Genomic DNA, 22,222 nt, shown 5'->3' on the forward strand with positions numbered 1-22,222 from the left:
ATCCGTTCCAACCGTGCATAACCAAGGAACTTTTTTGATAATGAACAACGATGAAACGTATCCTTTCTTGGATAAGATGGAATTACTGGATATTGAATTTGTGATTATTTCACTTATCGCTATTATCCATAACATTCAGTAATTTTATTTGAATAGGTGAAAGCTTATGGAAAGAAAGGAATACTTTCAATTAACCCTATAAAATTAGAAGTATTTGCGTCATAAAAGAACTCTAAATATATGTACAGTATTGTTATGATATGTAGTGGTCTTGTCTAAATGCATTCCGTTGGTTAGGGCTACCTTTTGAGAGGGAATATTATCTACCTGAATTATAGAAATCAAGGAATCGGCTAATTGTGAGTGCTTAGCGTACGTTTTACATGCTAGAGCAGCTTCACTAGCATAACCCTGTCGCCAATATTTTGGTAGGATGGAATAGCCTATTTCCAATTCTTCAATACTGTCTACGGTTTGTTTAAGTAGGCCGCATAAACCAATAAATTCTCCAGTTGATTTTGAAATTAAGGCATTCATGCCGCCTAAATTGTTTTTATACCGCTCAAATATGCGATCAAATTGTTGCTGGCAGGCAATTTTTGGGTCCTTGGGTAATCCTTCCCAAAATTGGTTGGACTGCTTATCTTCATGAAAAGGTAGCCATAAGTCAAAATCAGATGGAATTACTTTTCGGAATAGCAGCCGCTGGGTTTCTTTTCCTTCTAAAAGCAAATCCATTTGAGATTATAATTTGGTGAATGCGACACTATCACCCGGTTGTAAACCAAAGTTTTGAACGAGCCCGGCATTTAGCTCCAAAACATATTGCACCGGACCGGCAGAAGGTAAGCTAGACTCATTTAAAGGTTGTGCATTCTCATGAAAATTGGCAATTGTCATATCTTCCTTAATGAAAATAAGGTCTAAAGGAAATTCAGTATTCTTCATATAAAAAGAATGTGCAGCCACATCAGGAAAAATGAATAGCATGCCGCGGTTGGTCTTCATACTTTTACGGTACATAAGTCCAGTTTGGGTTTCGTACTCGCTATCGGCAATTTCAATATCAAAAGAAGTGATTAAACTATCAGTTTTCTGTTTGAAAATAGAAAGTTCCCCCTCTTTTTTAAAGACTACAGGTTCCGCTTTAATTACTTTTTTAGGCTCTTCTTTGCATGCAATGAAGAAGAGTGCAGCAAGGCTCAGATATAAATATGTTTTGAAGTATTTCATTTTAATATCGCTTATGCTTAAAAGCCGATGATAAATGAGGTGCTTTGCTCATAGAAAAAACACTGATTTTAGTTTCTAGTCTTAAAAGAAATCAATGTAAATTATGATTTAGTAGCTTTTGGCCTGAACATAAAATAAAGACCAATTAGAATGAACGGAATACTCAACCACTGTCCGGTTGAAAGTAAACCTAAACTTTCTTCAAAGCCACCTTGACTTTTCTTAACGAACTCCACAAAGAAACGAATTGTCCAAAGTAAGACCAGAAACAACCCAAAAAGGTATCCCGTGCTATTCTTTTTGTCCGTGTTCCAGTAGAGGTAATACAGAAGTATAAAAACAAAAATATAGGCTATTCCTTCATACAACTGCGCTGGATGACGAAACGGAATCTGTGCCAATTGGTCAGCAAATTGTGGATTGTTCTCTATGGCACTATAGGCCGCATTCACAGTTTTTTCCTGCGTTATGGCCAATGCTTTTGATGGATGAAGATCATCTGAGTCTCTAAGGAACTTAGTGGCAAAAATAAACGATTCGTCGGTTACCTTTCCATTGATTTCCGAATTGAAAAAATTACCTAATCGTACGCAGAAAGCACCTATGGCAAATGGTATGACCATACGGTCTAACAACCAAAGGGTTTTCATATCCGGGTATTTCTTTTGATATAAGTAGGTGCCAATAAGAACACCTATAATTGCACCGTGACTGGCAAGCCCCGTAAAACCGGTAAACTCGTAGCCGTTGATAAAACCAAAGAGTTGGCCGGAAGCACTCTCCCGTATTGGAAGTAATATTTCTAGTAGGTGGTTTTTGTAATAGGGCCAGTCGTAAAAGAACACGTGCCCCAGACGTGCGCCCAACATAGTGGCAAGAACGGTGTGGATAAAAAGAGAGTCTAATTGCTCAACCGTTTTATTTTCGTTAGTGAAAATACGCTTCATAATGTACCAACCAAGGGCAAAAGCGGTAATCCAAAGTAAGTTGTAATATTTAATCTGTAACGGGCCGAGTGTGAAAAGTGTTTCGTTCGGATTCCAGATGATACCTAAAAAGTACATGTTAAGGTGTTTTAAGGGCACTAAGATAATAAAATAGATAGCCGTTGGGCTTTACTGTATCTTAAATCGACGTTATAAATTTTAAGGTATCGGGTCGTAGCCTTTTCCTCCCCAAGGGTTGCAACTAAAAATTCGTTTTACGGACAACCAGCCTCCTTTAAAAAGACCGTGTTTTTTTAGGGCTTCCAAAGTGTATTGTGAGCAAGTAGGGGAGTAGCGACACGTTGCCGGTGTATACGGTGAGATGGCAAGTTGATAGAACCTGACCAAAAATACAAAAGGGGCTATCATTATTTTTTTTAGGGATAGGGCCAAGACATTGTGTTTAGAGCAGTAAAAGTACGATAAATTGATTAATTGTTTATAGGGGGTATAAGGATGTCCCAAATAAAAAAATCCGCATTTTAATATGCGGATTTTTAGCTATGATTACAGATTTTAATCGGTTTTATGCATGGTGTACCGGTTCCAAATCAAGTGTTTCTTCTTCGGTAAACAATCTTGATTTTATAACAAACCGAACTCCTAATGGAATTTCCAAGGAAAAGCTGGCCCCTCTTCCTTGAGTAACATCAATAGTTAATTGGGTATGTTTCCAATATTCAAACTGATCTTTGGACATGTAAAAGTCACAGTCCGCAATATTGCCTAACCAAATATCTGTCTCGTTCAGCATGAGTTCCCCTTCATTAAAACACATAGGTGAGGAGCCATCGCAACATCCACCACTCTGGTGGAACATGAGCTTACCGTGTGTTTCTTTCAATTGTTGGATAATCTCCTTTGCTTCATCTGAAACTAAAACTCTTTGCGTTTTCATCTTAAAAGAAGCCCATAGCCTTTTTATCGTATGAAATCAACATGTTTTTGGTCTGTCTGTAGTGCGCCAACATCATTTTATGATTTTCACGGCCTATTCCAGACTTTTTATAGCCGCCAAACGGAGCGTGGGCAGGGTATAGGTGATAGCAGTTTACCCAAACTCTACCCGCTTGTACCGCTCTGGATATTTGGTAAGCCTGATGCGTATCTCTAGTCCAAACCCCGGCGCCTAGCCCATATAAAGTGTCATTGGCAATTTCAATAGCTTCGGCTTCATCTTTAAAGGTGGTAACACAGACTACAGGTCCAAAAATTTCTTCTTGAAAAACTCTCATTTTATTGTTGCCTTTAAGTATGGTAGGCTGAATGTAGTAGCCGCCTTCAAGGCCTTCGTTGTATGCGGCTTCACCTCCCGTTAAAACTTCACAACCTTCATCTTTTCCAATGTTGATATAGTTTAAAATTTTCTCGTATTGGTCGTTGGAGGCCTGTGCACCCATCATGGTAGTAGGATCTAGCGGATGACCTAGTTTAATTGCCTTTGTACGTTCAATTACCCTTTCCATAAAACGGTCATAGATACTTTCTTGTACTAACATTCTAGAAGGGCAGGTACAGACTTCTCCTTGGTTAAGCGCAAACATAACGGCACCTTCCAGGCACTTGTCAAAAAAGTCGTCATCGGCATCAATAATACTTTCAAAGAAAATGTTGGGAGATTTTCCGCCCAATTCTAAAGTTACCGGGGTAATGTTCTTAGAAGCATATTGCATGATAAGCTGACCTGTAGTGGTTTCTCCGGTAAAGGCAACTTTGTTTATTCTAGGGCTTGAGGCTAGTGGTTTTCCCGCTTCTGCACCAAAACCGTTTACAACGTTCAGTACACCATCTGGCAATATACCTTCAATAAGTTCCATAAGCACCATGATACCAACGGGGGTTTGTTCCGCAGGTTTTAGCACAACACAGTTACCTGCCGCCAACGCTGGTGCTAATTTCCAAGTGGCCATTAGTATGGGGAAGTTCCAAGGGATGATTTGCCCTACAACGCCCAAAGGTTCCGTTACGTTCAAGGCTACGGTATTGGAGTCCAATTCACTTACGGAACCTTCTTCCGCTCTAATAACGCCCGCAAAATATCTGAAATGGTCTATGGCCAATGGAATATCCGCAGCCATAGTTTCACGAATGGCTTTGCCATTATCCCAAGTTTCGGCTCTTGCCAATGTTTCTAAGTTGCGTTCCATAACATCTGCAATTTTTAAGAGCATATTACTTCTTGTAGTGGCAGAAGAGGAATTCCATTCCGGAGCGGCTTTCCAAGCGGCATCAATGGCCAATTCAATATCTTCCGATGTGGAGCGCGCTATTTTTGTAAAAGCATTCCCGTCTACGGGTGATAAATTTTCAAAATATTCTCCTTTTTTAGGAGCGGTCCATTTTCCTCCAATATAATTTTCATACTGGCTCTTAAACTTAGGTTTTTGTAGAACGTCTTTTTCAACTGTTTGTGTGCTCATAACTAAGGGTGTTAAATTAATAGAATGTTCTTGATTATATATCTGTATATCAGTTATATATAAATGATTTTCTAAATGTAGTGGAGTTAGAATCAAATTATCTGACCATTTCTACCATTAGTATGACCAATACTATCATTCTTTGTTAAATTGGTATTTTACTGATGCTTATTTTGTATATTTCTTAGTAATTATTGAGTTGAATTGATACTTGTTCTGTTATGATTGGATTATCGGATAAATTTCTTTCGAACCGAAAGTTGGAAACATTAGTTGAGAATCAAACCTCCTATACCTTAAATAATGCAGCGTTGCATGTTTTTGAAACGCACCAACAGGCGGAAAGGGTATTGCTAAAGTTTGATCAGCCAGTTTTGGCGAGTATGATAGAGGGAAAGAAAATTATGCACCTTAGGGATTACGAGTCCTTTGATTTTTTGCCGGGAGAGTCTTTAGTGCTGCCTTCTAATGAAACTATGTGTATAGATTTTCCGGAGGCCATGAAAAGGAACCCTACCCGATGTTTGGCACTGGCTATTTCCGAGGATAAAATTAATCGGGTGCTACAACTCATGAACGAAAATATGCCAAAGCACGACAATAGGGAATGGGGCTTAATGGACTACAATTTTCATTTTGTAAACGATGCGGGTATTTTTCAAATTTTACAACGACTCTTGTTTTTATTCAGTGAAAATCACCCATCTAAAGATTTTTTTGTGGACAATATGCTCCGGGAACTGATTATTCGCATTTTACAGACCAATGAACGTAAAATTTATTCAAATTCAACATTACAATTAGATGCTAGCAGTAGGCTGGCTACGGTAATACGATATATTCGGGAGCATTTACACGAGCCTTTAAACGTTGAGGAGCTAAGTAACAAAGCTTGTTTGAGTCCCTCACATTTTCATAGGGTCTTTAAGACCGAACTGGGAATTTCTCCAATTGAGTTCATTAATAATGAAAGAATCAAGCTTGCTGTGGGTTTACTTCAAGACCCCAAACGAAGTATAAAAGATGTGTACCTGCAATGTGGTTTTGAAAGCCGCTCGTATTTTAACCGGGTGTTTAAGGCGCACCAGCAACTTTCACCAAGTGATTATCAAGCAAAAACATTGAATTTTAGAAATCAGATGTAAATTTAGATGCTAAAAGTGGTGCCTTCCTTACCGTCTTTTAGTTGAATACCAAGTTCTGCCAACTGGTCGCGAATCTTATCGGAGGTCGCAAAATCCTTGTTTTCACGAGCTTCCTTTCGGAGTTTTATTAATAGTTCTATAACTCCTGAAAGTTTTCCTGCATCCTCAGAAGTACCTCCCTTTTGTTCCAAGCCCAAAATATCAAATATAAAGGCATTTAAGGTATGGGTGAGAGTATCCTTATCGGCTACAGTAATCTTTTCTTTGCCTTCCTTAATGAGGTTTATATGCTTGACTCCTTCAAAAAGATGCGCAATTAAAATAGGTGTATTGAAATCGTCGTTCATGGCATCATAGCATTGCTGCTTCCATGCCTCAACATCAAAATTACTATTGGAGCCAGTTTCTAATCCATCTAAAATGGAAAGGGAATCCATTAGGCGGCTAAACCCTTTTTCAGAAGCTAGAAGTGCATCGTTGCTTAAATCTAGGATACTTGTATAATGCGCTTGCATCATAAAAAACCGAACCACTGAAGGTGAAAAGGCTTTACTTAGAATATCATTCTCACCGGTAAAAATTTCGCCGGGAAGTATGTTGTTTCCTGTAGATTTGGCCATTTTCTTGCCATTCATAGTCAGCATATTGGCATGCATCCAGTATCTTACGGGGGAATGACCGTAGCACGCTTCGGCTTGGGCTATTTCGCATTCGTGGTGCGGGAATTTAAGGTCCATACCGCCACCATGAATATCAAAAGTTTCGCCCAGATATTTGGTACTCATTGCCGTACATTCCAAGTGCCAACCGGGAAAACCATCGCCCCAGGGCGAAGGCCAGCGCATAATGTGTTGTGGCTCCGCTTTTTTCCAAAGAGCAAAATCCTGCGGACTATTTTTCTCGTCCTGAGCGGCCAATTCTCGGGTATTGGCAATCATGTCCTCTAATTTTCTTCCACTTAACTTACCGTACTCATGGCTGTCGTTAAATTTTGAAACATCAAAGTATACCGATCCGTTTACTTCGTAGGCAAAACCTTTGTTAAGAATTTCCTTTATGATTTCAATCTGCTCAATAATATGGCCCGTAGCGGTTGGCTCAATACTTGGGGGCAGAAAATTGAACTGCTCTAGAATGTTGTGAAAATCTATAGTGTAACGCTGTACCACTTCCATAGGTTCTAGCTGTTCCAACCTTGCTTTTTTTGCAATTTTGTCTTCGCCGTCCTCCGCATCATCTACCAAGTGTCCGGCATCCGTAATGTTACGCACATAACGCACTTTGTAACCTAAATGCTTAAGGTACCTAAAAATCATGTCAAAGGACATAAAAGTACGGCAGTTGCCCAAATGGACGTTGCTGTAAACCGTAGGTCCGCAGACGTACATGCCTATATGGCCTTCGTTTAAAGGTTCAAATATTTCTTTTTTACCGGAAAGGGAATTGTAAATCTTTAACTTCTGGTTCAGGTACAATTGCATGTTATGCTAGAGCTATTAAAAAGTAGTATCTAAATTAATGTAATCTAAAAATTCGCGGCGCACGGCTTCTTCTTTGAACTTACCTCCGTATTCTGCTGTAACAGTGCTGCTTTCTATGTCGCGTATACCTCTTGAATTTACGCAAAGGTGCTTAGCGTCAATTACACAGGCAACATCATCTGTACCCAAAACTTTCTGAAGTTCGCGTACAATTTGGATGTTCAAACGTTCCTGTACTTGAGGTCTTCTAGCAAAATAATCTACTACACGGTTCATTTTGGAAAGACCAACAACCGTTCCGTTAGAGATGTAGGCAATGTGGGCACGGCCTACGATGGGTAGAAGATGGTGCTCACAAGTAGAATAAAGCGTAATGTTCTTTTCAACTAACATTTCGCCATATTTATATTTATTGCTGAACGTAGAGGCTTTTGGTTTTCTGTCCGGGTGAAGCCCGCCAAAAATCTCTTTTACGAACATTTTAGCAACTCTATTGGGTGTGCCTTTTAGGCTGTCATCATCAAGATCAAGACCTAAAGTGAGCAATACCTCCCTTATGTTATCCTGTATTCTTTCAATCTTTTCATCATCGCTCAACACGAATGCATCTTTACGTAAAGGGGTGTCCTCTGATGTGGAAACGTGATCGTCTCCTAAATCTTCAAATTGCTTTTCCAAAGTACTATCAATTTTCATCTGCTTATATCTATTGGCATTTCTAATGCCCAATTCGTCTTAAAAAGTTTCAATACATTACACTTCGTGCCGAGTAAAACGAACTGCAAAGATATACATAATATGGCACTTTATGTTCTATATGTCCTGATACACAACATAAATTGCTGTTAAGAAAAGGAACAAGTTACTTTTATGGTATATCAAGGTGTAATTTGTTAAATGAATCGTTTTGCGATCTTATGGGCCATGTTGCTCTTTCTGGGAATAGGTACTGTGCAAGCACAGGTTTCCCCAGATTGTAGCAATGCTATACCCATTTGTAACAATACCCCGGTTAACGGAGGTACAACAGGTTTTGGTATAGATGATTTTAACGGTGCGTCTGTTAGTGGTTGTTTAGAACAAACCTTGACCGGTGCTATTGAGTCTAATTCTGCTTGGTACCGATTTAGAACAGGGGCTTCCGGACAATTGGGTTTTAATATTGGAATAGATACGCTGGAAGATTGGGATTTTGCACTTTACCGATCTAATGACTGCAGTAATTTAGGGGAGCCTGTACGATGCAACTTTTTTGATAATCAGGATGAGAATACATTTATTGGAGTGGGAGAGGACCCTACCGGAAATGCGGAGAATGTTCAATATGAAGCTTGGTTGGATGTAGAACCTGGAGAAGACTATTATTTACTCATTAACAATTTCAGTAATAACAACTCTGGATTTTCCATACAGTTCTCAGGTCATATTTTTGTGACCAATCCTTTTGATGCTTTGGATTGTTCCATAATCAATAACCTTCTTGGGCCACCAATAGCTGCCTGTGAAAATGAGACGGTTATTTTGGACGGTACTACCTCGGGAGCATCTTTATATAGGTGGTTTGCAGATACTGGTAGTGGATTTACGGAAGTAGTTGGCGAAAATGGCCCTACGTATGAAGTAAGTACTTCGGCAAATTATAGGATAGAAGTTATTCGTCCTTCGGAAACTATTATTAGTGATGTTCAGGTGTTTTTTACGGATGTGCCAGTGGCTCAGACCATCACGGACGATGCTTCGTGTGGAGGCTTGGCCATGTATGACCTTTCTCAGAAAGATTCGGAAGTTTTGGGGTTTCAAAGCCCCAATGAGTTTTTAGTAACCTACCATGCCACTATGGCCGATGCGGTTGGTGGTGCAAATGCTTTGCCTAAACAGTATCAAACTCAATCTGGTTCTCAAACCATTTTTGTACGGGTTACTTCCATAGGTAATTCAAGATGTTATGATGCTTCACAGCAATTTCAATTGACCAATATAGAAGCACCTGTTTTGGATTTTCCATCGGAAGTGTTTTTATGTGAAGCGGATGCCGGGGTACGTATCGGTTTGGAAAATACCAACCCTAACTATAGTTATCAATGGAGCTCTGGTGAAACGAGCCCCAATATATTGGTGTCCGTAGAAGGTAATTACGAACTAACGGTTACCTACTCACAGTCTGGTTTGAGTTGTAGTGATTCCAGAACGGTAACGGTTTTAACATCTAGACCGCCTGAGATCATAGATATTGAAATTGAAGATTTACAGAATAATAATACGGTAACCGTGTTAACGGATGCTTCTGTGGAATATGAATACCGCTTGGACAATGGAACATATCAAACCGGAAATAAATTTTATCAAGTTGAACCGGGAATGCATACGGTTACGGTAAATAATCCGCAGGGATGCGGAGATGTGTCCGAACAAATTGTGGTGATAGGCTTTCCTAAATTTTTTACTCCTAACGGGGATGGTTCCAATGAGTTCTGGAGCATTACCGGAGCGGATTTATTGGATTCTCCTATACTTACCATTTATAACCGTTTTGGAAAGCTATTGGCTCAATTGGATCCTAGTAATTCGCAATGGGACGGTTCTTTTGATGGGAAACCGCTGCCGGAAACGGATTATTGGTTCAAGCTTACCTATACGGCAGCCGATGGCCAGACCGTGACGGCCAAATACATCAATAATCATTTTTCTTTGAAGCGATAGGTCTCTGGAATCTACTTTCAGATTGGGTATTTTATCGATAAACCGTCTATTATTTATGCTTAAGCATACTAAAATTACTGTCTTTGAGTTATTTAATAGTATTGTTTTAGCCCCATACCTATGCGCTTTTTACTATCTGTTACTTGTGCGGTTTTTTTTCTTTGTACAGAAATTCAAGCCCAAAACTCAGCTGATTGTCGGACGGCCATTCCCGTATGTGCCGATGCTCCCATTATGGGATATGCAGACGGTACGGGCGTGATAGATGATTTTGATCCGGAAGTAATTACGGAAACAGGTTGTCTTGAGAAGGGTAGCGTTAGTAATGCTAATATTGAGAACAATACATCTTGGTTTGTTTTTAGGGCGGGCACCGAAGGCCAAGTTGGGTTTGATTTGGAAGCATTGCCCGTGAGTGGTTCTGGTACGCCAACGGCGGAATGGGATTTTGCCGTTTACGGTCCTGATGTAGATTGCACGGCTATAGGTACCGGAGCAGTGCAGCCCATACGGTGCAATTACGAAGTGAACAATACTAGGTTTACTGGCTTAGGGGTGAATCCTGAAAATGGTCAAGCGGGATCACCTTCCGTTACTCAGAACCTCAATACCTATGATGAGTATTTAGATGTATTGCCAGGAGAGGTGTATTACATTTTAATCAATAATTTTAATACGAATTTTGATGACGAGCGCGAGCCATTTATGCTCACCTTTACAGGAAGTTCCGTAGCGGCCGATCAGAATACGGCCTTGGACTGTACCCTCAGAGATGAATTTTTAGGCTTGGATATAGCAGCTTGCGAAGGCGACCCGGATATTACATTGAGTGCTTTGAATTCACCGGCGGGACCGGATATTTCCAATATAGCATGGTCTGTTGATTATGATGATGATGGTACCATAGATGCGCCGTTAGGGTCGGGTCCATCTGCCACCCAAATCTCTGTTTCCAGTCCGGATACGGGAAGGTATTTTGTGGATATAACTACGGATGCCGGTGGACATATTTTAGACGATATTCTTATCACCTATTATGGAATACCCGTTCTTGATCGTGTTGAGACCCTAAACTCCAACTTGTCCTTAGACCCGAATTTGAACAACATTGAAATTTTTGTTGATGGCGATGGTGATTATGAATACGCTATTAACGAAGGAGAATTTCAGGATGAAGCCGTTTTTAACGATGTTCCTCCCGGTATAAATACTTTGGTAATCAATGATAAAAATGGGTGCGGAACAACAGAACCTATTGAATTTTTGGTGGTAGGCTATCCTAAATTTTTCACCCCTAATAATGATGGGGCCAATGATACGTGGAATATTAAAGGAATAGAGACGTTAACTGATCCTATAGTCTTTGTTTTTGATCGTTATGGAAAATTGCTGGCACAACTAGGGGTAAATTCAAGTTGGGACGGAACTCTAAACGGTAACCCTTTGCCTTCCTCTACCTATTGGTTTAAATTGGAGTACGGGGAGCAAGAAAATAACGTTCAAGTAGCAAAAACTACAAAGGCACACTTTGCCCTAAAAAGATAAAAGTCCGGCGGTTGCCAGACTTTTAAGAACATATATAGTTTTATTCTTCTAGAAATTTAAAGTGTAGCCAATAGTAACATTGGTATTAACTCTATTTAAAAGAGCAGGAGTATTTATCCCAGTATCAAAGAAGTATTGGAGTACGTCTTGCTCGGTACGGTTTACCGCTAAATCCAATCGGCTTCTACCAAAATTATATCCAAGTCCACCGGAAACCCCATTTAGGTCTCCAATAATATTTCCACTTTCATAAGGGCTCTGCTCATAACGGTATCCAGCTCTTAAGCTAACTCGTTGTATACGATATTCGCCTCCAATCCGGATAGATGATACCGCCCCTAGGCTTTCGGAGATAAATTCATTTTCATCTGCAAAACCAGAATCGCTTGTAGGTCTTAACTCTGCGTTAGACATGTCTTGATAGCCGTAATCAACACTTAAAAGTCCGCTTTTGCCAAAAATAGCAGAAATACTTCCTGTTACTTTTCCGGGTGTTTTAATTTGATAATCGAAAATGTTAATGTAATTCAGGTCAAAAAAATTGAAATTATTTTCTTTATTAGGATAGTTAGAGTCTATTCCTTGCGAAAAATTATCGGTCAAACGGTACCAAGTTGGTGACTGGTAGCTAGCGCCCAATCTAATAACGTCATTTACTTTTGCAATTGCACCAAGGCTGAGCGAAAAGCCTGTACCTTCCGTAACCAACAAATTGTCAAAAGCTACGGTCCTTATTTCTTGGGTGTCGGTATCCGTAAGAGATTCGTCATATCTGTTCAAACGATCATATTGAATAGTGTGAAAGTTGAGGGAAGCTCCAAAATAGAAATTCTCACCATACTGCGTGGCTGCATTAACCGTAAACTTGCTGTTATATCCTGATATCGTTTGTCTAAAATCTTGGTTAACACTCTGATAATTTGCGTTGGAAAAGTAGCTTGTATTATCGTCGTCATCAACGGTTGGCTCAATAATACCTGCTTGAAACCCTAAAAAGGCTTGCTGTCCAAAAAAACCAAGACCATTGGTTGCACCTATATCCAAGTAGGCTTCACCAATAGTTTCGTTCTGCTGTAATTTTAAGGGTTGAAGGCGTATGCCATCCGCATAGTCAAGAAAGTAATTGTCTATAGCTTCGTTACTACTGCCCAAAGTTGTAATTTGGTCGTCAAAATTTTGGACAACGTCATAATTCACCGCAAGGGATAATTTCCTCCATTTGCTATCTGGATCGGTAGATTTAAATACAAATGCACCACCCACTTGGTTAATGTCAAAATTGTTGTTTCGGGTGCTGTTTAAAGTTCCGTTATAATCGGAATCCGTATTTCTGGAATAGTTAGTTCCGGATATAGAAAATAGTCCGTTGTTAAAAACTGCACTACCGGCAGGGTTAATGTTCAGGGCCGATAAATCTCCGCCTAGAGAACCAAAAGCTCCTCCCATAGCTTGAAAACGTGCCGAACCTTGAAGGTTTTCGGTACTGTAGCGCAAAACATCATTTATAGTCTGGGCACTTGCAATGGCACATGCAAATAGCCCTATGAATGTTATATATTTTCTCATTCCTAGCAATTTTAAAGTAAGTTACTTCTTGATTTTGGACTTAGTTTCTTCTACTTGATGATGACCTTGATCCAGAAGATCTAGAGCTTGATCCAGATGAAGATCTGCTTGAACTTCCTGAGCTTCTGTAAGAGCCCGAGCTACTTGAAGAGCGGCCAGAACTTCTATAGGTGCTTCCGCTGGAACTGCTTCTGCTTGTTCCCGAAGATCTGTAGGAGCTGCTTCTAGGAGAAGTGCTTCTATATGTACTGTTACCGCTAGTTCTAGTTCCTGAACTTCTGTATGTAGAGGTTCTTCGCGGTGTAGTTGCGCTGCTTCTAGAAGTGCTGGTTCTTGATGAACTGTTGTATTTGGGAGTAGCTCTTGTGCTTCTGCTTGTTCTATAAGAGTTATTCCTGTCAACGCCTACAGTTCTTCTAGATGCGGACGAGCGGTTGCTGCTGTAGCTTCTTGAAGTTCCAGAAGCGGAACTTCTGTTGGTACTGGTCCTTCTTGAGTTAGTAGCAGAGTATCTTGGTGTTGACCTACTGCTGCGATTTACGTTGGAACTACGTGAAACATATCTTGAGTTGCCTCCAACAATAGCATTGGTGTTATGTTGGTAACCCCTTCTGCTGCGATTGTAGGCGTAGTTTCGGTTTCGGTAGGAGTAGTTGTTGAAACCATTGTAATAGCCATATGGAGGGCACCAAGTTCCGTAACCGCCCCAGCCATAATATCCGCCATAGAAACCACCGTATCCGTAGCCTCCCCATCCCCAAGGGCTGTATCTGTATCTCCAAGGATTATAGAAACCACCATATCCGTAACCTCCCCAACCATAGCCGTTATATAGCCAAGGTGAAGCCCAGCCAAAACCGCCAAAATTGTTCCATCCGTTATCGTAAATATTGATGTTTACACCAGTTGCATTATCACCCCATCCTGCATATCCGGCGTAATCATTGTTGTTATTATAATAATCTGTAAGTTGCCCGTCTGAAATGCTGTCTTGGGCAGTGTCACTGGAGTATGAATCTATATCCGTAAATATTTCACCTTCCAGCATTTGGTCATATTGACCCGCTTGTTGTCCAAAATAATCGGAATAGGGTTCTCCGTTATCCAGCTTTTTTGTCTGCTGAGGTCTAGTCTGGCGCTCTACGCTAACTTGGTTGTCGCTAGAATAAATTCCATCATTATCATAATATGAGGCAGACTGGTACGAGCCGCAAGACGCTGCAACAATGCCGGTTAAGGTACAAAGTGCAACAAGCCGAATTTTACTGCTGGGTGGTAAATGTATCATGGGTGCAATTTTTATTGTTGAACATAGTAAAAATAAGTAGTTTTACCCAATTATTTTGCTAACATAAGCACAAGTTTTGTGCCAAACTAAATATAATGGGTAAGAATTTGACAAAGCGCAGCGAGGACTATTCCAAATGGTATAATGAACTCGTGGTAAAAGCCGATTTAGCCGAAAATTCAGCTGTAAGAGGTTGTATGGTAATCAAACCGTACGGTTTTGCTATCTGGGAGAAAATGCAAGCAGAGCTGGATAAGAGGTTTAAGGAAACGGGTCATGAAAATGCGTATTTCCCACTTTTTGTACCTAAAAGTTTGTTTGAGGCCGAAGAAAAAAATGCAGAAGGTTTTGCCAAGGAATGTGCTGTAGTTACTCATTATAGGCTCCAAAATGACCCTGACGCACCTGGAAAATTAAGAGTTGACCCTAATGCAAAATTAGAAGAAGAGTTAGTGGTGCGCCCCACTAGTGAGGCTATTATATGGAATACCTATAAAGGATGGATCCAATCATATAGAGATTTACCTTTGTTGATCAACCAATGGGCCAATGTAGTTCGTTGGGAAATGCGTACACGCCTATTTCTTAGAACCGCGGAGTTTCTTTGGCAAGAGGGGCATACGGCCCATGCTACTGAAGCGGAAGCTATACAAGAGGCGGAAACAATGAACGGAGTGTATGCGGCATTTGCTGAAGAACACATGGCAATGCCCGTTATACAGGGACTAAAGACAGAAAGTGAGCGTTTTGCCGGTGCGGTAGAAACGTATTGTATTGAAGCGCTTATGCAAGATGGTAAGGCTTTACAGGCAGGAACATCACACTTTTTAGGTCAGAACTTTGCTAAAGCTTTTGACGTGAAGTTTGCTACAAAAGAAGGTAAGCAAGAATACGTTTGGGCTACTTCATGGGGGGTGTCTACACGCCTTATGGGAGCTTTGATTATGACCCATAGTGATGATAATGGATTAGTTTTACCACCAAAATTAGCGCCAATACAAGTGGTAATCGTGCCAATTTATAAAGGAACCGATCAGTTGGATGCTATCTCAGATAGGGTTGCACCTTTGGTAAAAGAATTAAGGGCCAAAGGTATTTCTGTTAAGTTTGATAATAGAGATACCCATAAACCGGGTTTCAAGTTTAACGAATATGAGTTAAAGGGTGTTCCCGTTCGTTTGGCAATTGGTCAGAGAGATTTAGAAAATGGTACGTATGAAGTTGCTCGAAGGGATACTTTGGAAAAAGATACCGTGCCAGCGGAAGATGTAGTTGCTAAAATTGAATTTCTTTTGGACGATATTCAAAAAAATATTTATCAAAAAGCGCATTCATTTAGAGAAGAGCATATTACCGAAGTTGCTACGTACGAGGAATTTAAGAAAGTTTTGGAAGAAAAAGGAGGGTTTATATCTGCCCATTGGGACGGAACTAATGAAACCGAAGAAAAAATAAAGGAAGAGACCAAAGCAACTATTAGATGTATCCCGTTAGATGCCGAAAACACTGATGGTAAGTGCATGGTAACAGGAGAACCTTCCGCAAAAAGAGTACTTTTTGCAAAAGCTTATTAAAAAAATTAAGTTAACTATTGCGTTAGTAAAAAATAATTGTATTTTTGCATCCGCAATTGCGCAAAGTATGGTCCGTTCGTCTAGGGGTTAGGACGCCAGGTTTTCATCCTGGTAACAGGGGTTCGATTCCCCTACGGACTACAAAAGGTTCTAGAAGGAATTTTTAAAAAAATTATAACAAGTTAGAAGAAGATGGCAAATCACAAGTCAGCATTAAAAAGAATCAGAAGAAACGAAGCGGTACGTCTTCGTAACAGATATCAGCATAAAACTACGCGTAATGCTATCAAAAAGTTGCGTGGTGAAGAGAACAAGAAAGATGCTGAAGCTTTGTTGCCTAGCATTGTTAGTATGATCGATAAATTGGCTAAGCGTAATATTATCCATAATAATAAAGCGGCTAACTTAAAAAGTAAATTGGCAAAGCACGTTGCTGCTTTATAAGATTTATATAATATATTAAAAAAGCCCTGATGCATTGCATCAGGGCTTTTTTTGTGCTCTATTTGTTTGGTTTTAGCTGCGCAGTTTTCGTCTCATTCTTATGAAGCCTATAACAAAACAGAGGTAGCTTACGATTATTAGCGTTAGATGAATTCTTTTTACTATCGGTGGAGTTGGTGTTTCTTGAATTGAATGAATGTATCTAATGACTTTTATTGGCAGGTAACCTGTGTAAAAAATAATTAAGCCGGTGCTTAACCAGAACAAAAGGTTTTCTTTGGTTGGAAAAATTTTATCTATTGCAAAGAATTTCTTTAAGTACAATGTACAGGTGTAAATGAGAACTATACCGCCAGCTAGATAGGAATATACTTGAGGGAGTCTACTAAAGTCATCAATAAAGGCATTTATTAAACAGACGAACAAGAAGAAAATGGCCCCATATAGTATATTCTGTTTTTGTTTTGAATCGTCAATATAAAATCTAAAAATATAATAGAAGTAGAGATAAAATATCAGCATATAGATATTGTAAATCACCATGTTGTTGTTACGATAGGTGTTTGCAGAAATTAAGCTGAATTCTTCATAGTTGTTTATAAGGTAGCCAAGGAATTCATTTAACAAGGTGTAAAAGAATATTATTGGCAGGTATTTAAGTTTTGAATCAAAATACTTTGGGTACCTAAATAAAGCCAATCCCAATGTAATTACATACATTGGGATTAGCGAATTTTTCAAAAAGTAATCTAGATCTATCAAAAGATAAATATTAATTTAAGATTCTGATTATTAATCGCTTGAGTGCCCTTCGTTCTTTGTAGTGCTTTTAGGGGCAAAGTATGGCTTGGGAGCAGAGAACAGGTTAGGTAAAAATGAAGCTTCATTTTTGCTGTTCGGAGTCATTTGGTCTCCTTTGCCGTGCATGTCATTGAAGTTGTCCTTTAGGAGAACAATTCTTTCTCTTCCTTTTTTAGAATCGTCAATATAAAATATATGGTTGCCACCATCTCTTTTTACTGTAGGAGACATCATAACCGTATTTTGTCTTGGATGCTTTACCGGTTTGCCATCTTCAAATTTCTTTTCGTTGGCATAATTGGCAAAGTAAAAGCGTAAGGTGGTTAATTTTTCTCCAGAGAGTTCGGCTTCCTTTTCAATATAGGCCATGTATTTTTTAAGGTCTTCATATTCATAGGAGACATAGCGCGCTACTTTAAATTTTCCCGGGTTAGCGATATCATCATTGCCACTTTCGGTACTTTGTGATTTTTTGTCGTACTGCTGTTTAGGATCTTTGTTATTGCGGTCTATGGCATCTTCATAATCTTGAATAAGGTCTACGCGTCTATCTTTGTAGTTGACGTATAGTTTGTGGGCCTTTTCAGGCATGATAATACCGTTGCTGTAAGCAGTGTCCACAGCAGTTTCACCGGGGCATTCCGGACAAGGTTTGCTATTTTTTTCAACACAACCGGTAACCATTAAAAAAAGAAATAATGTTGCGCAAGCCAGCGCTGGTTTTAACGAATTTTTCATGACATAAGTTTTTAAAGTTCTACTTGTTATACATGCAAAATTCGGGGGAAGAAAAATTTTTGCTCCATAAAGATATCCGAAAAAACGGATATTTCGGGTTTAGGCTACAGAATTCCGTAATTTTTAGGTGATTATATAGATGGAAAAATGTAGGGTTTTGGTTCTTCTTTGAAGATAGGTGTTAAGAATTTTGTCCATAAAAAAATCCTGAATTCCCATTTTTTAATTGGGAACCCAGGATTCTATTGTTTGATATTTCAGTAAATGAATCTGTGTTTATTGATTCATTGTAAGCAAAAATTCTTCGTTGTTTTTGGTCTGTTTAATACGTTGTTCAATAAATTCCATAGCTTCTACAGGATTCATATCTGCCAAGTATTTTCTTAAGATCCACATGCGCTGTATTGTACTTTCGTCCAACAGCAAATCATCACGTCTGGTACTTGAAGAAGTAAGGTCTATCGCGGGGAAAATTCTTCTGTTAGAAATCTTACGGTCTAACTGAAGTTCCATGTTACCTGTTCCTTTGAATTCTTCAAAAATAACCTCGTCCATTTTTGAACCGGTCTCTGTTAGTGCGGTTGCTATGATAGAAAGTGATCCACCGCCTTCTATATTTCTTGCAGCACCAAAGAATCTTTTAGGCTTATGAAGTGCATTGGCATCTACACCACCACTCAATACCTTACCGGATGCCGGTTGTACCGTGTTATAGGCTCTGGCCAAACGGGTTATGGAATCTAAAAGGATAACAACATCATGGCCACATTCTACCAAACGTTTTGCTTTTTCCAAAACAATATTGGCTACACGTACATGTTCCGTAGCTTCTTTATCAAAAGTAGAGGCTACAACTTCGCCACGTACGTTACGTTGCATGTCCGTTACCTCTTCAGGACGTTCGTCAATAAGTAAAATTATTTGGTAAACCTCAGGGTGATTAGCAGCAATTGCATTGGCAACAGCTTTTAATAACATGGTTTTACCCGTTTTTGGTTGGGATACGATCATACCTCTTTGTCCTTTTCCTATAGGAGAGAACAAATCAATAATTCTAGTAGAGATATTACTTTGCCTGTCGGCCAAGTTAAATTTTTCTTGTGGGAAAAGAGGGGTCAAATGCTCAAAGGACACACGGTCTCTAACGATTTGAGGGTCTATCCCGTTTATTTTGTTCACCTTGATCAGCGGAAAATACTTTTCGCCTTCCTTTGGAGGTCTTACGTTACCTAAAACGGTATCTCCTGTTTTAAGACCAAAAAGCCTAATCTGTGATTGTGATACGTAAATATCATCTGGAGACGAAAGGTAATTGTAATCAGAAGAGCGTAAGAAGCCATAACCATCTTGCATGATGTCCAAAACACCTTCACTTTCTATGATACTGTCAAACTCAAATTCTGGTTCTTTGTATCGGTTTTTCAAGTCCTTATCAAAGTTACTCTTGTCATAAGTAGACTTTTGGTGACGTTGATTTTTATTGTTGGAATTGTTGTTGCCGTTGGAAGTGTTCTGGTTTTTGTGTTGAGGGTTGTTCTTAGGTTCCCTTTTAACAGGTCTTGGGCGGGGTTTTTTTACTTCTGCTTGTGCTGGTGTAGATTCTTTGGTTTCCGGATTTTCCTTTGGAGCGGGAGCAGCGGTTTTAGTTTCGGGTTTCTTGGCTTCAGGAGCTATCCTAGGCTTACGCGCTCTTGGTTTTGGCTTAGGTTTAGGTTTTTCCTCAGTTTTTGGGGCGGTTACCTCTGCTACAACTTTGGGGTTGGCTGCTTGTACATCCAAGATTTGATAAACAAGGTCCAGCTTTTTTAAGGTTTTGAACTTTGGCACATTTAAGCCTTTGGCAATTTCCTGCAATTCAGGCAGTTTTTTTGCTTTTAAATCTGAAATTTCAAACATTAAGTATGATATAAATTATACGTCTCTAGTATTGATAAGAAGTGAATTGTTATCCGAGTATTACGAGGGAAAGATTTCCCAATAGGTAAGTGTAATAACTAATAATCTCACAATATTACGAATTATTTTGCTTGTGACACCGTTTTTTTTCAAAAAGACGTGTATTTTTGTGGAGCAAAATTGCGTTTAGAGAATGATTCAAAGAATACAGACGGTTTTTTTATTAGTAGTAGTTCTTGTTGCAGGGGTATTGCCGTTCTGGGTAAATTTGTGGTCAGATGCGGAGGGAAATGAAATTTTTGCAAAAAATGACGTTTTTATATCGGGAGCGTTTTATGTTTCCGCTTTACTGGCGCTTATTGCAATTGTGCTGTTTAAAAATAGAAAAAATCAATTTGTGATGAACAGATTGAATATGATATTGAATCTTTTTTTACTAGGATTTTTCGTGTACAGGTCGCTAAATTTATCCGGAGAGATTTCGGTCTCGGAGAAGGGTATTGGGATGCTCATTCCTATTATTTCTATCGTTTTCTTGGTTCTTGCCAATAGAGCCATTAAGAAGGATGAGGATCTTGTAAAATCTGTTGATCGTTTGCGATAAACCTTACATCTTAGTAGTATTAGTGCGTAAAACCCGGAGTAGTTACCGGGTTTTTTTTATGCTTTCCATTTAGTTGAAAAACCGTTCCGGTTTGTAAAGTATCACAAAAGTATCGCAGAATGCGAATTTAATGTGATAGACTTTTCATCTTTTCTTGAATTCTTCGTGATACCACCTTTCTATGTTTGTCCCAAGAAACAACGGAGCTATCGATAGTCGGTATCGAAACTGTTTCAAAAAACAATTAAACAATTTTAAAATTTTACGATTATGAAAAACAGAAAATTTTCTTTCGCACTAGTAGCTTTTGCCATGACAGCTTTTGTAGTTAGTTGTTCGGATGACGATGTAGAAACAGTAACAGTAACAGAAACGGTTACCGAAACAGAAACCGTTGAAGTAGATTCATCTATGCCAATTGGTGATTTAACAGTAACTAGAAGCGGAAACTTAACAGCAGAGAGTGGTACGCCTACCCAAGGTCTTGTAGAATTGGGAGCAGATACGGAAAGCACCAATTTTGTGCATTTTGATGATGACTTTATGACAGAATTGGGAACAGGTACAGTAGGTATCTTTTTCTCTACTTCAGAAACTTTTACTGCTGATCCTGCCAATGGAAACCCAGATTTAATGTTGATCGGCAACGTACAGGGTAATGGTGAAATGTACATTAAGTTAGATGCAGCTCCTGAGGATAAATATACTCACATTATTTTATGGTGTGCTACTGCAAACATTCCTTTTGGAAATGTACAATTGCAGTAATTAGAATTTTATGGCCTTTGGGAATAGAGACACATGATTCTGTTTTTCTATGTCTCCCAAAGGCTTTTTCTTTTTTGGGTGAAGCGAACAAATAGGTTAGCTCGCCCAAACAAATAAAACAGAGTTATGAAAAATAATAAATATATAGTTCTCTTGGTATTCTCCTTTTGTGCAGCTTATGTACAGGCGCAGAGTGGGTGGACAAGAGAAGCAAAGGGATTTTATGTTCAGGCTACTGCATCATATTTTTCCTCTAATGATTACTATACTACAGAAGGTAGACTGGCCGATCAGGGCAGTACGTTCAACAGTGGCGGACTTTTGATTTACGGTGAGTACGGTATTTCCGATAGGTTTACCGCTATATTGGATGTGCCATTGGTAAGGTTGAATAGTTTTAGTACCACCGAAACCGTTGCAGGGGTAGGTAACATTCAATTGGCAATAAAATATAGACTGTTAAAGAGCTTTCCGTTATCGCTCCAAGTTGGGTTTGATATACCTAGTAATGATGGTGAGAATTTTGCGCGATCCAACACTGCGGATGACTTTGGCCAGTTTAACGAAATTAACCTTCCGCTTTCAGATGGGGAGTTTAATGTATGGACCACCTTAGCGGCATCTCATGGTTTTGCTAATGGAAAAACGTATGCTTCCGCCTTTACAAGCATCAATTTCAGAACAGAGTCTTTTAGCAATCAACTTCAGTTTGGAGCAGAGGTAGGGCACTTGTTTTTTGATAAGCTGTATCTAATAGGGAAATTAAAAATTCAAGAACGGTTATCGTCCGAAAACAATGTTCAAAGCGGTTCTTTTCTATATGGTGAAGGAACTACGTTTACCAATTTTGGTTTAACGTCTATCTACAAGTTAACGAACCATTTGAATTTATTAGCCAACTATTCCGATTATTCAGGTTTTTTGGTAGAACGAAAGAATATATATGACGGGGGCACTTTTTCATTGGGCCTTTCTTTGGAATATTAGCTAGGGTGAAAAATTGGGGCGCCCAATGGTTTTGGTGCCCTATATT

At 39.3% G+C, this 22,222-nt stretch carries 20 protein-coding genes and 1 tRNA gene; 9 read left to right on the top strand and 12 right to left on the bottom strand.

Going from position 1 to position 22,222, the window contains the following annotated elements; translation table 11 throughout:
- Window positions 1-219 precede the first annotated feature (219 nt).
- From H9565_RS16700 to H9565_RS16725, 6 genes are all read right to left on the bottom strand, one after another.
- Window positions 220-738 carry a GNAT family N-acetyltransferase gene (locus H9565_RS16700; RefSeq protein ID WP_215441346.1) on the bottom strand — a complete coding sequence of 173 codons (519 nt, stop codon included), beginning with the start codon at window positions 736-738 and terminating at the stop codon, window positions 220-222.
- 6 nt (window positions 739-744) lie between these two features.
- Window positions 745-1,233 (bottom strand): DUF192 domain-containing protein, encoded by a 489-nt coding sequence (locus H9565_RS16705; protein ID WP_215441348.1) that lies wholly within the window; start codon window positions 1,231-1,233, stop codon window positions 745-747.
- 101 nt (window positions 1,234-1,334) lie between these two features.
- Window positions 1,335-2,297, bottom strand: a complete 963-nt coding sequence (gene lgt / locus H9565_RS16710; RefSeq protein ID WP_215441350.1) for a prolipoprotein diacylglyceryl transferase — start codon at window positions 2,295-2,297, stop codon at window positions 1,335-1,337.
- Between the two features lie 81 nt (window positions 2,298-2,378).
- Entirely contained in the window at window positions 2,379-2,588 is a 210-nt protein-coding gene (gene yidD / locus H9565_RS16715) for a membrane protein insertion efficiency factor YidD (RefSeq protein WP_215441352.1), read from the bottom strand.
- A 157-nt stretch (window positions 2,589-2,745) separates the two neighbouring features.
- On the bottom strand, window positions 2,746-3,117 hold the full coding sequence (locus tag H9565_RS16720; RefSeq protein WP_215441354.1) for a DUF779 domain-containing protein: 372 nt from the start codon (window positions 3,115-3,117) through the stop codon (window positions 2,746-2,748).
- A 1-nt stretch (window position 3,118) separates the two neighbouring features.
- A complete protein-coding gene (locus H9565_RS16725) occupies window positions 3,119-4,639 on the bottom strand; it encodes an aldehyde dehydrogenase family protein (RefSeq protein ID WP_215441356.1) in 1,521 nt (506 codons plus the stop codon).
- Window positions 4,640-4,860: 221 nt separating this feature from the next.
- On the opposite strand from H9565_RS16725, the gene H9565_RS16730 reads away from it, so the two are divergent.
- Window positions 4,861-5,784: an AraC family transcriptional regulator gene (locus H9565_RS16730; protein ID WP_215441358.1), complete on the top strand. Its 924-nt coding sequence runs from the start codon at window positions 4,861-4,863 to the stop codon at window positions 5,782-5,784.
- 2 nt (window positions 5,785-5,786) lie between these two features.
- Here the strand turns inward: H9565_RS16730 and cysS are convergent, their stop codons facing one another.
- Window positions 5,787-7,265 (bottom strand): cysteine--tRNA ligase, encoded by a 1,479-nt coding sequence (gene cysS, locus H9565_RS16735; RefSeq protein WP_215441360.1) that lies wholly within the window; start codon window positions 7,263-7,265, stop codon window positions 5,787-5,789.
- A 15-nt stretch (window positions 7,266-7,280) separates the two neighbouring features.
- On the bottom strand, window positions 7,281-7,961 hold the full coding sequence (gene folE, locus H9565_RS16740; protein WP_215441361.1) for a GTP cyclohydrolase I FolE: 681 nt from the start codon (window positions 7,959-7,961) through the stop codon (window positions 7,281-7,283).
- Between the two features lie 201 nt (window positions 7,962-8,162).
- Between folE and H9565_RS16745 the strand changes: the two genes are divergently transcribed.
- Window positions 8,163-9,965 (top strand): T9SS type B sorting domain-containing protein, encoded by a 1,803-nt coding sequence (locus H9565_RS16745; RefSeq protein WP_215441362.1) that lies wholly within the window; start codon window positions 8,163-8,165, stop codon window positions 9,963-9,965.
- Window positions 9,966-10,085: 120 nt separating this feature from the next.
- Entirely contained in the window at window positions 10,086-11,510 is a 1,425-nt protein-coding gene (locus H9565_RS16750) for a T9SS type B sorting domain-containing protein (protein WP_215441363.1), read from the top strand.
- Between the two features lie 48 nt (window positions 11,511-11,558).
- Here the strand turns inward: H9565_RS16750 and H9565_RS16755 are convergent, their stop codons facing one another.
- Window positions 11,559-13,076: an OmpP1/FadL family transporter gene (locus H9565_RS16755; RefSeq protein ID WP_215441364.1), complete on the bottom strand. Its 1,518-nt coding sequence runs from the start codon at window positions 13,074-13,076 to the stop codon at window positions 11,559-11,561.
- 40 nt (window positions 13,077-13,116) lie between these two features.
- Window positions 13,117-14,364: a hypothetical protein gene (locus tag H9565_RS16760; RefSeq protein ID WP_215441365.1), complete on the bottom strand. Its 1,248-nt coding sequence runs from the start codon at window positions 14,362-14,364 to the stop codon at window positions 13,117-13,119.
- A 95-nt stretch (window positions 14,365-14,459) separates the two neighbouring features.
- On the opposite strand from H9565_RS16760, the gene proS reads away from it, so the two are divergent.
- The 3 genes from proS (at window position 14,460) to rpsT (ending at window position 16,382) form a co-directional block, all read left to right on the top strand.
- Window positions 14,460-15,938 (top strand): proline--tRNA ligase, encoded by a 1,479-nt coding sequence (gene proS, locus H9565_RS16765; RefSeq protein WP_215441366.1) that lies wholly within the window; start codon window positions 14,460-14,462, stop codon window positions 15,936-15,938.
- 69 nt (window positions 15,939-16,007) lie between these two features.
- A tRNA-Glu gene (locus H9565_RS16770) sits at window positions 16,008-16,079 on the top strand.
- Between the two features lie 51 nt (window positions 16,080-16,130).
- Window positions 16,131-16,382: a 30S ribosomal protein S20 gene (gene rpsT, locus H9565_RS16775; RefSeq protein ID WP_215441368.1), complete on the top strand. Its 252-nt coding sequence runs from the start codon at window positions 16,131-16,133 to the stop codon at window positions 16,380-16,382.
- 792 nt (window positions 16,383-17,174) lie between these two features.
- Here the strand turns inward: rpsT and H9565_RS16780 are convergent.
- The gene (locus H9565_RS16780) at window positions 17,175-17,921 is read right to left on the bottom strand and encodes a hypothetical protein (protein ID WP_215441369.1); all 747 of its coding nucleotides are present in this window, start codon (window positions 17,919-17,921) and stop codon (window positions 17,175-17,177) included.
- Between the two features lie 276 nt (window positions 17,922-18,197).
- Window positions 18,198-19,817: a transcription termination factor Rho gene (gene rho, locus H9565_RS16785; protein WP_215441370.1), complete on the bottom strand. Its 1,620-nt coding sequence runs from the start codon at window positions 19,815-19,817 to the stop codon at window positions 18,198-18,200.
- Window positions 19,818-20,010: 193 nt separating this feature from the next.
- Here rho and H9565_RS16790 point away from each other — a divergent pair, with 193 nt between their 5' ends.
- The 3 genes from H9565_RS16790 to H9565_RS16800 all read left to right on the top strand — a co-directional run bounded on the left by H9565_RS16790 (window position 20,011) and on the right by H9565_RS16800 (window position 22,176).
- The gene (locus H9565_RS16790; RefSeq protein WP_215441371.1) at window positions 20,011-20,421 is read left to right on the top strand and encodes a DUF4293 domain-containing protein; all 411 of its coding nucleotides are present in this window, start codon (window positions 20,011-20,013) and stop codon (window positions 20,419-20,421) included.
- 270 nt (window positions 20,422-20,691) lie between these two features.
- The gene (locus tag H9565_RS16795) at window positions 20,692-21,189 is read left to right on the top strand and encodes a DM13 domain-containing protein (protein WP_215441372.1); all 498 of its coding nucleotides are present in this window, start codon (window positions 20,692-20,694) and stop codon (window positions 21,187-21,189) included.
- Window positions 21,190-21,315: 126 nt separating this feature from the next.
- A complete protein-coding gene (locus H9565_RS16800; protein ID WP_215441373.1) occupies window positions 21,316-22,176 on the top strand; it encodes a hypothetical protein in 861 nt (286 codons plus the stop codon).
- Window positions 22,177-22,222 lie beyond the last annotated feature (46 nt).

Source organism: Zobellia russellii (genome assembly GCF_018728565.1).
Taxonomy (GTDB): Bacteria; Bacteroidota; Bacteroidia; order Flavobacteriales; family Flavobacteriaceae; genus Zobellia; species Zobellia russellii.

Coding starts and splice junctions, on each gene's coding strand:
- H9565_RS16700 (WP_215441346.1), bottom strand. CDS start 738: ATGGATTTGCTTTTAGAAGGAAAAGAAACCCAGCGGCTGCTATTCCGA.
- H9565_RS16705 (WP_215441348.1), bottom strand. CDS start 1,233: ATGAAATACTTCAAAACATATTTATATCTGAGCCTTGCTGCACTCTTC.
- lgt (WP_215441350.1), bottom strand. CDS start 2,297: ATGTACTTTTTAGGTATCATCTGGAATCCGAACGAAACACTTTTCACA.
- yidD (WP_215441352.1), bottom strand. CDS start 2,588: ATGATAGCCCCTTTTGTATTTTTGGTCAGGTTCTATCAACTTGCCATC.
- H9565_RS16720 (WP_215441354.1), bottom strand. CDS start 3,117: ATGAAAACGCAAAGAGTTTTAGTTTCAGATGAAGCAAAGGAGATTATC.
- H9565_RS16725 (WP_215441356.1), bottom strand. CDS start 4,639: ATGAGCACACAAACAGTTGAAAAAGACGTTCTACAAAAACCTAAGTTT.
- H9565_RS16730 (WP_215441358.1), top strand. CDS start 4,861: ATGATTGGATTATCGGATAAATTTCTTTCGAACCGAAAGTTGGAAACA.
- cysS (WP_215441360.1), bottom strand. CDS start 7,265: ATGCAATTGTACCTGAACCAGAAGTTAAAGATTTACAATTCCCTTTCC.
- folE (WP_215441361.1), bottom strand. CDS start 7,961: ATGAAAATTGATAGTACTTTGGAAAAGCAATTTGAAGATTTAGGAGAC.
- H9565_RS16745 (WP_215441362.1), top strand. CDS start 8,163: ATGAATCGTTTTGCGATCTTATGGGCCATGTTGCTCTTTCTGGGAATA.
- H9565_RS16750 (WP_215441363.1), top strand. CDS start 10,086: ATGCGCTTTTTACTATCTGTTACTTGTGCGGTTTTTTTTCTTTGTACA.
- H9565_RS16755 (WP_215441364.1), bottom strand. CDS start 13,076: ATGAGAAAATATATAACATTCATAGGGCTATTTGCATGTGCCATTGCA.
- H9565_RS16760 (WP_215441365.1), bottom strand. CDS start 14,364: ATGATACATTTACCACCCAGCAGTAAAATTCGGCTTGTTGCACTTTGT.
- proS (WP_215441366.1), top strand. CDS start 14,460: ATGGGTAAGAATTTGACAAAGCGCAGCGAGGACTATTCCAAATGGTAT.
- rpsT (WP_215441368.1), top strand. CDS start 16,131: ATGGCAAATCACAAGTCAGCATTAAAAAGAATCAGAAGAAACGAAGCG.
- H9565_RS16780 (WP_215441369.1), bottom strand. CDS start 17,921: ATGAAAAATTCGTTAAAACCAGCGCTGGCTTGCGCAACATTATTTCTT.
- rho (WP_215441370.1), bottom strand. CDS start 19,817: ATGTTTGAAATTTCAGATTTAAAAGCAAAAAAACTGCCTGAATTGCAG.
- H9565_RS16790 (WP_215441371.1), top strand. CDS start 20,011: ATGATTCAAAGAATACAGACGGTTTTTTTATTAGTAGTAGTTCTTGTT.
- H9565_RS16795 (WP_215441372.1), top strand. CDS start 20,692: ATGAAAAACAGAAAATTTTCTTTCGCACTAGTAGCTTTTGCCATGACA.
- H9565_RS16800 (WP_215441373.1), top strand. CDS start 21,316: ATGAAAAATAATAAATATATAGTTCTCTTGGTATTCTCCTTTTGTGCA.